General features: G+C 73.5%; 5 protein-coding genes. 4 read left to right on the top strand and 1 reads right to left on the bottom strand.

The window, feature by feature from the left end:
* The first annotated feature begins 366 nt into the window (after window positions 1–366).
* The 4 genes from STSP_RS10670 to nudC all read left to right on the top strand — a co-directional run bounded on the left by STSP_RS10670 (window position 367) and on the right by nudC (window position 10,711).
* Window positions 367–4,290: a UvrD-helicase domain-containing protein gene (locus STSP_RS10670; RefSeq protein ID WP_078067060.1), complete on the top strand. Its 3,924-nt coding sequence runs from the start codon at window positions 367–369 to the stop codon at window positions 4,288–4,290.
* 124 nt (window positions 4,291–4,414) lie between these two features.
* Window positions 4,415–8,131 (top strand): ATP-dependent DNA helicase, encoded by a 3,717-nt coding sequence (locus STSP_RS10675; RefSeq protein ID WP_067275266.1) that lies wholly within the window; start codon window positions 4,415–4,417, stop codon window positions 8,129–8,131.
* Between the two features lie 27 nt (window positions 8,132–8,158).
* Window positions 8,159–9,571, top strand: coding sequence for a dipeptidase (locus STSP_RS10680; protein ID WP_067275329.1), 1,413 nt, complete (start codon window positions 8,159–8,161; stop codon window positions 9,569–9,571).
* A gap of 192 nt (window positions 9,572–9,763) precedes the next feature.
* Window positions 9,764–10,711 (top strand): NAD(+) diphosphatase, encoded by a 948-nt coding sequence (nudC, locus tag STSP_RS10685; protein WP_067275268.1) that lies wholly within the window; start codon window positions 9,764–9,766, stop codon window positions 10,709–10,711.
* A gap of 36 nt (window positions 10,712–10,747) precedes the next feature.
* On the opposite strand, the gene STSP_RS10690 is transcribed toward nudC, so the two are convergent.
* Complete coding sequence (locus STSP_RS10690; protein ID WP_067275270.1) at window positions 10,748–11,005, bottom strand: mycoredoxin; 258 nt, start codon at window positions 11,003–11,005, stop codon at window positions 10,748–10,750.
* Window positions 11,006–11,066: the final 61 nt, after the last annotated feature.

Below are 11,066 nucleotides of genomic sequence, written 5' to 3' on the forward strand. Positions count from 1 at the left end.
GTCGGCTCCTCCGGGGTCGGCTCCACGGCCGTCGGCTCCACGGCCGTCGGCTCCACGGCCGTCGGCTCCACGGCCGTCGGGTCCACGGCCGTCGGGTCGCGGTGCTCCCCGGGACAGGGAACCGGGGGACACGGGCGGGTTCACACCAGAAAGCTTCCGGCATTCCGGCGCGGCGCGGAGGCCCTGTGGCCCGTACGAGGGAAGCCGGGCGCCTCCGCAGACCGCGTTACCTTCGATGTCTGGGCCGCAGGGACTCCCCTCTGCCCGCGACGGAGGGGGCTCTGCGCTCACCCCCGTCGACTCAGCAACCGCTCCGCCCGCGCGGCTGCTCGACAACCAGCACACCCACCAGGACCGGCGAACCACGTGAGCTCCTCTTCTTCCACCCGGCACCTGTCGCACCCCCAGGTACGACAGGGGACCCGCGGTGCGTACCGACTGGTGCGTACCCCGCCGGTGCCGGTGGATCCCCCTCGTCTGGACGCACGACAACGCGCGGTGGTTGACCATCCGGGCGGTCCCCTGCTCGTCCTGGCGGGACCGGGCACGGGCAAGACCACCACACTGGTGGAGGCCGTCGCCGCGCGGATCGCGAAGGGCACCGACCCGGAGCGCATCCTGGTCCTGACCTTCAGCCGCAAGGCGGCCGTGGAGCTGCGCGACCGCATGGCGCTGCGCATCGGAGCCGCACGCGCCCCGCAGGCCACCACCTTCCATTCATTCTGCTACGCACTCGTCCGGGCTCATCAGGACGCCGAGATGTTCACCGAGCCGCTGCGGCTGCTCTCCGGACCCGAGCAGGACGTGACGGTGCGCGAGCTGCTGGCCGGCCAGGCTGCTCTCGCGCAGGAGGGCCTGGCCCACGTCCGGTGGCCGGACGAGCTGCGCGCGTGCCTGACCACGCGGGGTTTCGCCGACGAGGTGCGCGCCGTCCTGGCCCGCAGCCGCGAGCTCGGCCTGGGGCCGGACTCGCTGGCCGCCTTCGCGGCGCGCATCGGCCGCCCGGACTGGGGTGCCGCGGGCGCGTTCCTCGCCGAGTACCTCGACGTACTGGACATGCAGGGCGTCCTCGACTACGCGGAACTGGTGCACCGCGCGGTGCTGCTCGCCCGGAGGCCCGAGGTCGCCGACCAGCTGTCGGCGCGCTACGACGCGGTCTTCGTGGACGAGTACCAGGACACCGATGCCGCACAGGTACGGCTGCTGGTCGCGCTCGCCGGGAACGGCGGAGGGCCCTCTGCACGCGAGGGCGCACGCGCGCGTGGGACCACGGTGAGCCGGGCCGGCGCACCGGGAGCCGGCGCGACAGGAGGCGGCCGGACACTCGTCGCGTTCGGTGATCCGGACCAGTCGATCTACGCGTTCCGGGGTGCCGACGTGAACGGCATCCTGGACTTCCCGGAGACCTTCCGGCGCGCGGACGGCACACCCGCGCCCGTCGAGGTGCTGCGCACCTCCCGGCGCTCGGGTTCTGGACTGCTGGCGGCCACCCGGCTGCTCGCCCAGCGCATGCCGCTGCCCCGCCTGCCCGCCGACAGGGTGCGCGCCCACCGCGACCTGGCCGCGGTACGGGACGGCGGCCGCGTCGAGGTCTACACGTATCCGACGCCCGGCACGGAGCTGGACAACATCGCGGACATCCTGCGCCGCGCACACCTGGAGGACGGCGTTCCCTGGGGCGACATGGCCGTCCTGGTGCGCGCCGGATCCCGCACGATCCCCTCGGTACGCCGGGCCCTGACCTCGGCGGGCGTCCCGCTCGACATCGACGGCGATGACCTCCCACTCCGCCATGAACCGGCCGTCGCACCGCTGCTCACCGCCCTCAGGGCGGCGGCGACGGCCGCGCTGGCGCCGGGGGAGCCCGGCACGCCCCAGGAGCCGCTCGACGGCGACGCAGCGGGGGGCTCGGCCGAGCCGAAGGCTCCGTCCGAGCCGGGCGCAGACGCCGGGGTGGCGGCGGGGGAGCCCGGCTCGCCCCAAGAGCCGCGTGACCGCGACGCACTGGAGCGCTCGGCCGAGCCCGAGACTCCGTCCGAGCCGGGAGCAGGGGCCGGGGAGGCCGGGATGGCGCCCGGTGCGCCTCCGCAGCCGCATGACGAGGCACCTGAGCGCTCGGCTGGGCACGCTCCTGAGCGCTCCGCCGGGTCCGAAGAACCGCCCGCGGCTGGGCGCGCGGGCGGACCCGCTCCTGTGCGCGTCGCCGGTCCCCCGCCTGAGCGTTCGGCCGGTCCCGGAGAACCGCCCGCGGCTGAGCGCTCTGCCGGTCCCGCTCCTGAGCGCTCGGCCGGGCAGCCCGAAGAACCGCCCGCGACGGGGGTAGACAGCGGGCCCGGCGAGCCTCTCGCGCCCGACGCAACCGACGCGCCCAGGCTCGGTGGAGCCGACGCGGCCACGCTCAGCGCCCCCGGCACCCGCTGGCTCGACACCGAGACCGCGCTCACCCTCCTCACCTCCCCCCTGGCCGGCATGGACGCCGCCGATCTGCGCCGCCTGGGGCGCGCCCTGCGGGAGGAGGAGCGGGCCGGCGGCAACCACGCGCCGCCGCCCTCCGACGAGCTGCTCGCGCGCGCCCTCGCGGAGCCCGAGCGGCTCGCCGCGCACGACCCGTCGTACGCGCGCGGCGCCCAGCGGCTGGGCGCCCTGCTGCGCACGGCGCGCGAGCTCCTCTCCGGCGGTGGCACCGCCGAAGAGGCCCTGTGGGAGCTGTGGGACGGCACTCCGTGGCCGCAGCGGCTGGAGCGGGCCGCACGCCGCGGCGGCGCCGCCGGACGCAACGCGGACCGCGACCTCGATGCCGTGTGCGCGCTGTTCGCGACGGCCGCGCGTGCCGAGGAGCGCACCGGCGGCCGCGGCGCCCTGAACTTCCTCGAGGAGATCGAGGCGCAGGACATCGCCGCCGACACGCTCACGCGCAGGGCGGTACGGCCCGACGCCGTACGCCTCATGACCGCGCACCGCTCCAAGGGCCTCCAATGGCGTCTCGTCGTCGTCGCGGGCGTCCAGGAGGGCCTGTGGCCGGACCTGCGCCGCCGCGGCTCGCTCCTGGAGGCCGACCGCATCGGACGCGACGGCCTCGCAGAGCCGCTCACCCCGGGCGCGCTTCTGGCAGAGGAGCGCCGGCTGTTCTACGTGGCCGCCACGCGCGCGCGTGAACGCCTCGTCGTGACGGCCGTGAAGGCCCCCGCGGACGACGGCGACCAGCCCTCCCGCTTCCTCACCGAGCTCGGTGTCGAACCCAAGGACGTCACCGGCCGCCCCCGCCGCCCGCTGTCCGTCGCGGCCCTGGTCGCCGAGCTGCGCGCCACCACCGTCGACCCGCGGGTCTCCGATGCGCTGCGCGAGGCGGCGGCCCGGCGCCTCGCCCGGCTCGCCGCACTCACCGACGCCGACGGCCGGCCCCTCGTACCGTCGGCGCACCCGTACCGCTGGTGGGGCATGTACGAGCCCACGGAGAGCAAGGTGCCGCTGCGGGACCGCGACAAGCCCGTCGTGCTCTCCGGAAGCGCCCTCGACCAGCTCGCCAACACCTGCGCCCTGCAGTGGTTCCTCGGCCGCGAGGTGAAGGCCGACGCACCCGCGACCGCCGCCCAGGGCTTCGGCAACGTCGTGCACGTCCTGGCCGACGAGGTCGCCTCCGGCCGCACCCCGGCCGACCTCGCCGTGCTCATGGAGCGCCTCGACTCGGTGTGGGACGCGCTCGCTTTCGACGCACCTTGGAAGTCCGCGCAGGAGAAGGAGCACGCGCGCGTGGCGCTCGAACGCTTCCTCCAGTGGCATGTGACGGACCGCGGAGGCCGGGCCCCGGTCGCGACCGAACACGACTTCGACGTGACCCTTGAAGCGGGCCCTTACGAAGTACGCATCCGGGGCTCCATGGACCGCGTCGAACAGGACGCGGAAGGCCGCGCCTACGTCGTCGACTTCAAGACCGGCAAACAGGCACCCACCGGCGCCGAGGTCGCCCGCCACCCCCAGCTCGCCGTCTACCAGCTGGCCGTACGCGAGGGCGCCGTGGACGACGTCTTCGACGGCGCACGCCCCGAGCCGGGCGGCGCGGAACTCGTCCACCTGCGCCAGGGCGCCGCCAAGAAGGACGGCGGCGAGGCCCACCCCAAGGTCCAGACCCAGGAGCCGCTCGCCGGCGACTGGGTCGGCGACCTGCTGGCCACCGCCGCAGGCAAGGTCCTCGACGAACGCTTCACGCCCACCACTGGCCAGCACTGCACACACTGCGCGTTCCGCGCCTCGTGCAGCGCCCGCCCGGAGGGACGGCACGTGGTCGAGTGACGACATACCGTCACAGTCCGTCAGCGGAGTGACCAACCGCACCACACGTGCTGACCTGCGCTGATTCCATCAGCGGCGGCCGATGCGGCACCCGCTGTCAGCGGGCGCCGCTAGCCTCTCTGAGGTGCCGGCCCGTATCACCGACCCCGAGCAGCTCAAGGAGCTCCTCGGCATTCCGTTCACCCCGGAGCAGACGGCGTGCATCACCGCACCGCCCGCTCCGCAGGTGATCGTGGCCGGAGCCGGATCGGGCAAGACGACCGTGATGGCGGCACGCGTGGTGTGGCTCGTCGGCACCGGACAGGTCGCCCCCGAGCAGGTCCTCGGCCTCACCTTCACCAACAAGGCCGCGGGTGAGCTCGCCGAGCGCGTACGGAAAGCGCTGGTCAAGGCAGGGGTCACCGACCCCGATGTGATCGACCCGGACAATCCGCCGGGCGAACCCGTCATCTCCACGTACCACGCCTTCGCGGGCCGCCTGCTGACCGACCACGGGCTGCGCATCGGCGTCGAGCCGACGGCCCGGCTGCTGGCCGACGCCACCCGCTTCCAGCTCGCCGCACGCGTACTGCGCGAGGCCCCGGGCCCCTATCCGGCACTGACCCGCTCCTTCTCGCACCTGATCAGGGATCTGCTGGCGCTCGACGCGGAGCTCGCCGAGCACCTCGTACGCCCCGAGGAGCTCCGGGCGTACGACACCGAACTGCTGAACACCCTGCAGCGCGCCAAGCTCACCAACGCCGACCTGCGGAAAGTGCCCGAGGCGGCCGAGGCCCGCCGGGAACTGGCCGAGCTCGTGGTGCGCTACCGCGCGGCCAAGCGCGACCGCGACCTGCTCGACTTCGGCGACCAGATCGCCCTCTCCGCGACGCTCGCCCGCAGCCGGCCCGAGGTCGGCGCGATCCTGCGCGACGAGTTCCGCGTCGTGCTGCTCGACGAGTACCAGGACACATCCGTCGCCCAGCGCATCCTGCTGGCCGGACTCTTCGGCGGCGGCACCGGCCACCCCGTGACCGCCGTCGGCGACCCCTGCCAGGCGATCTACGGCTGGCGCGGCGCCTCCGTCGCCAACCTCGACGACTTCCCCGAGCACTTCCCCGGCGCCGACGGACGCCCCGCTGCCCGCTTCGCGCTGAGCGAGAACCGCCGCAGCGGCGGCCGTCTCCTCGACCTCGCCAACGGCCTCGCCGAGCCGCTGCGCGCGATGCACGCGGGCGTGGAGGCCCTGCGGCCCGCGCCCGGCGCCGAACGCGACGGCATCGTGCGCTGCGCCCTGCTGCGCACCCACGCCGAGGAGATCGACTGGCTCGCGGACTCCGTCGCCCACCTCGTAGACACCGGCACAGCCCCCGGCGAGATCGCCGTGCTGTGCCGCACGGCCGCCGACTTCGCCGAGATCCAGGGCGCCCTCGTCGCACGCGACATCCCCGTCGAGGTCGTGGGCCTGTCCGGACTGCTGCACCTGCCCGAGGTCGCCGACCTTGTCGCCGTCTGCGAAGTCCTCCAGGACCCGGGCGCCAACGCCTCCCTCGTACGGCTGCTGACCGGCCCCCGCTGGCGCATCGGCCCCCGCGACCTCGCCCTCCTGGGCCGCCGGGCCCGCCTCCTCGTCGCGCACGCACGCGTGGCGGACGAGGACGACCCCGACCGCCGGCTCGCCGAAGCCGTCGAGGGAGTCGACCCGGCCGAGGTCATATCGCTCGCCGACGCCCTCGACACGTTCCTGGAGACCCCCTTCGACGCGGACGGCGCGGCGGCGGACGACGACGGGCTGCCCTTCTCGGCCGACGCACGCGTGCGTTTCGCGCGCCTCGCCGCCGAACTGCGCGACCTGCGCCGCTCCCTGTCCGACCCGCTCATGGACGTACTGCACCGCGTCCTGGCCGTCACCGGCCTCGAGATCGAACTGTCCGCGTCGCCCCACGCGCTGGCCGCCCGCCGCCGCGAGACCCTGTCGAACTTCCTGGACATCGCCGCGTCCTTCGCGGCCAGCGAGGGCGAGGCCGGTCTGCTGGCGTTCCTCGGCTTCCTGCGCACCGCCGCCGAGTACGAGAACGGCCTCGACAACGCCCTGCCCGGCGGCGAGAACACGGTCAAGGTGCTGACGGCGCACAAGTCCAAGGGCCTGGAATGGGACGTGGTGGCCGTCCCCGGCCTGGTCACCGGCACCTTCCCCAGCACCCAGGGCCGCGACAAGTGGACCGCACAGGGCAAGGTCCTGCCACACACCCTGCGCGGTGACGCGGCGACGCTGCCCGACGTCGAGGCATGGGACAAGGACGGCTTGAGGGCCTTCCACGAGGCGATGAAGGACCACCAGCGCACCGAGGAACTCCGCCTCGGCTACGTCACGTTCACCCGCCCCCGCTCCCTCCTGCTCGCCTCCGGCCACTGGTGGGGCCCGTCCCAGAAGAGGCCGCGCGGACCGTCGGACTTCCTGCAGGCCCTGCATGATCACTGCGCGGCAGGCCACGGCGAGATCGAAGCATGGGCCGACGCACCCGAGGAGGACGAGGAGAACCCCGCCCTGCGGCAGACGGGCACCGACCAGGCCTGGCCGCTCCCGCTGGACGAGGCGGCAACGGCCCGCCGCCGCGCTGCTGCGGCGACCGTGCTGGCGCACCTGGAGGAGCCTGCGGACCCCGTGGCGTACACAGGCACCACCGACGCCGCCCGCGCTCACGCCGAGTCGCACCCCTCGGCGTACGGCACCCCACACGCGTACGACGCCGCAGCCGCGCACAACGACCCGGACTGGCCCCCTCCGCCCGAGGACGACGAACCCCCGTACGAGGCGGGGGACTTCCCTGAGGACGTCGAGCCCCCGTACGACGGGGACTTCCCGGAGGACCTCCCCGAGGACCTCCTCGAAGACCTCCCTGCCGAGGACGCAGCCGACTGGGACTCCTGGACGCCCCAGCGTCCCACCGCCCCCGGCCGGCCAACCGACTCCCAAACCGCCCCCCACGCGCGCGTGCCGCACCAGTCGCCGTCCCCGGACGGCCGCCCGCACCCCGCCGCCGCAGACGCCGACGCCGACGCACTCACCCCCGAGGAAGCCCGCACCGTCGCCTCCTGGGACCGCGATCTGGACGCCCTCACGGGGGAACTCCTGCGTGCCCGGGAAGCCGTCAGCGACGTCCCCGTGCCGCCCTCGCTCACCGCATCGCAGCTGCTGCGCCTCGCCGCCGACCCGGACGGCTTCGCGCAGGAACTGGCACGCCCCATGCCCCGCCCGCCCCAGCGCGGCGCGCGCCGCGGCACCCGCTTCCACGCCTGGCTGGAGACCCGCCTCGACGCGCTGCAACTGCCGATGCTCGACCCGGAGGAGCTCCCCGGCAGCGACGCCGAGATCGCCGATGAACGCGACCTGGAGGCGCTCAAGGAGGCCTTCGAGCGCACCCCGTACGCGCACCGCACCCCGTACCGCGTCGAAGTACCCGTCCAGCTGGTCATCGCCGGCCGCGTCATCCGCGGCCGCATCGACGCCGTCTACAAGGACGGCGACGGCGACGACGCCACGTACGAGATCATCGACTGGAAGACCGGCCGCACCCGCACGCGCGCGGGGGGCGACCCCGTCGCCGACCCGCTGCAGCTCGCGGTCTACCGCCTGGCCTGGGCCGAGCAGCAGGGCGTCCCGCCCGAATCCGTACGGGCCGCGTTCGTCCACGTACGCAGCGGGGAGACCGTCCGGCCCGACCGTCTTCCCGGCCGCCCCGAGCTGGAACGCCTCCTGCTGGCGCAGCCGGAGCCGCAGAACCCGGCACCCGGGCCTGCGCAGCCGCAGGGCGCGGCCGCCGAGGAACCGCCGGACCATCCCGCCCACGTGGGCCGATAACGTCGTGAGGCCGATAAGGTCGTGACCATGAGCAAGCCCGTTGACAGTGCCGTCAGCGCCGTCCGCGCGTACGTCCAGCACCACCGTGAGGCCTTCCTCGACGACCTCGCCGAGTGGCTGCGCATCCCGTCCGTGTCGGCCCAGCCCGACCACGCCGGCGATGTACGGCGCAGTGCCGACTGGCTCGCCGCGAGGCTCAAGGAGACCGGCTTCCCGGTCGCCGAGATCTGGGACACCCCCGGCGCACCGGCCGTCTTCGCCGAATGGCCCTCGGACGACGCCGCAGCGCCCACCGTGCTGGTCTACGGCCACCACGACGTGCAGCCCGCCGCCCGCGAGGACGGCTGGGACACCGACCCCTTCGAGCCCGTCATCCGCGGAAACCGCCTCCACGCGCGCGGGGCCGCCGACGACAAGGGCCAGGTGTTCTTCCACACACTCGGCGTGCGCGCCCACCTCGCCGCCACCGGCCGCACCGCACCCGCCGTCCACCTCAAGCTGCTCATCGAGGGCGAGGAGGAGTCCGGCTCCCCGCACTTCCGCGCCCTCGTCGAAGAGCACGCGGCCCGCCTCGCCGCCGACGCGGTGATCGTCTCCGACACCGGCATGTGGTCCGAGACCACACCCACCGTGTGCACCGGCATGCGCGGCCTCACCGACTGCGAGATCCAGCTGAACGGCCCCGACCAGGACATCCACTCCGGCTCGTTCGGCGGCGCCGTACCGAACCCCGCCACCGCCGCCGCCCGCCTCGTCGCCGCGCTCCACGACGAGCACGCGCGCGTGGCCATCCCCGGCTTCTACGACGGCATCCAGGAACTCACCCCGCGCGAACGCGAACTCTTCGCCGAACTGCCCTTCGACGAAGAGCAGTGGCTGCGCACCGCCAAGTCGCACGCCACCCACGGCGAGGCCGGACACACCACACTCGAGCGCATCTGGGCCCGCCCCACCGCCGAGGTCAACGGCATCGGCGGCGGCTACCAGGGCCCCGGCGGCAAGACGATCATCCCGTCCTCAGCGATGCTGAAGCTCTCCTTCCGGCTGGTCGCGGGTCAGGACCCGGGCCACATCGAGAAGGCCGTACGCACCTGGGTCGCCCAACAGCTCCCCGCCGGCATCCGCCACGAGATCACCTTCGGCGGCGCCACGCGCCCGTGCCTCACACCCCTGGACCACCCCGCCCTCCAGTCCCTCGTACGCGCCATGGGGCGCGCGTTCGAGCAGAAGATCCTCTTCACTCGCGAGGGCGGCTCCGGACCGGCCGCCGACCTGCAGGACGTGCTCGCCGCGCCCGTCCTCTTCCTCGGCATCTCCGTGCCATCGGACGGCTGGCACGCGCCCAACGAGAAAGTCGAACTCGACCTCCTCCTCAAAGGCGTGGAGACCTCCGCATACCTGTGGGCGGACCTCGCAGAGAACTGGCGCCATGCGGGCTGACCCTCCCGCGGACCGCCCCGCATACCGCCGAAGCCAACCCCCGCGCCCCCTGACGCAGGCCCAACCGGCCACGCCAGGCACACTGGGAGGACACTTCCGCACACCCACGGCCCATCGCACCCCGGCCCGCCGGACCTCCTGCTCAACCGCCGCGCAACACCACCCACACCACCGGGGGAGTTGGAAGCACCTGTGACCATCTGGACTGACCGCACCGGCAACCGCCCGCTCGCCCTCACCGCGCCGAGCGGCATCGACCGCGCCGCCCACCACCGCCTCGACGAGGCATGGCTGGCCGCGGCGTGGAGCCACCCGACGACCCGCGTCTTCGTCGTCTCCGGCGGCCAGGTGCTCATCGACGAGACCCCCGACGGCACCACGGAACTCGTCACCACCCCCTCCTTCGAAGCCCCCCTCACCGAAGCCCACCGCTACTTCCTCGGCACCGACGACGACGGCGTCAGCTACTTCGCCCTGCAGAAGGACTCCCTGCCCGGCCGCATGGACCAGTCCGCACGCCCCGCGGGCCTCCGCGAAGCGGGCCTCCTGCTGTCCCCCCGCGACACCGGCCTCATGGTGCACGCCGTCGCCCTGGAGAACTGGCAGCGCCTCCACCGCTTCTGCTCCCGCTGCGGCGAACGCACCGTCATCGCCGCCGCCGGCCACATCCGCCGCTGCCCCGCCTGCGGCGCCGAACACTACCCACGCACCGACCCCGCAGTGATCATGCTCGTCACCGACGACGAGGACCGCGCACTCCTCGGCCGCCAGGTCCACTGGCCGGAAGGCCGCTTCTCGACCCTCGCCGGATTCGTCGAACCCGGCGAGTCGATAGAACAGTCGGTACGCCGCGAGGTACTCGAAGAGGCAGGCATCACAGTCGGCGACGTCGAATACGTCGCAAGCCAGCCCTGGCCCTTCCCCTCCAGCCTCATGCTGGGATTCATGGCCCGCGCCACCTCATCCGAGATCGACGTCGACGGCGAGGAGATCCACGAGGCGCGCTGGTTCTCCCGGGAAGAACTGCGGGCCGCCTTCGAGTCCGGGGAGGTCCTGCCCCCCTACGGAATCTCAATAGCGGCCCGCCTGATCGAGCTCTGGTACGGCAAGCCCCTGCCGACAAGGCCCGGCACCGTCTAGCACGGCCGGGCCGACGCCGGGTCGGGGCAAGGCCCCTCAGACGCCGAGCGCCTGCTTCACCTGCGCGAGGCTCGGGTTCGTCATGACCACCGGCTCACCACCGGAGACCGGAACGATCGAGACGGTGGGAACCGTCTGGTTTCCGCCGTTCGCCTTCTCCACGAACGCCGCGGACTCCGGGTCCTGCTCGATGTTGATCTCCGCGTATGCGATGCCCTCACGGTCCAACTGGCTCTTCAGCCGACGGCAGTAACCGCACCACGTCGTGCTGTACATCGTCACAGAACCCTGCATGTCTTCGCGCTCCCTAGTGGTGTCGCTCGATGATCGGTCGCAGTGACAGAACGTACGTGAC

This window comes from Streptomyces jeddahensis (assembly GCF_001642995.1).
GTDB lineage: Bacteria > Actinomycetota > Actinomycetes > Streptomycetales > Streptomycetaceae > Streptomyces > Streptomyces jeddahensis.

Coding starts and splice junctions, on each gene's coding strand:
- STSP_RS10680 (WP_067275329.1), top strand. CDS start 8,159: ATGAGCAAGCCCGTTGACAGTGCCGTCAGCGCCGTCCGCGCGTACGTC.
- STSP_RS10690 (WP_067275270.1), bottom strand. CDS start 11,005: ATGCAGGGTTCTGTGACGATGTACAGCACGACGTGGTGCGGTTACTGC.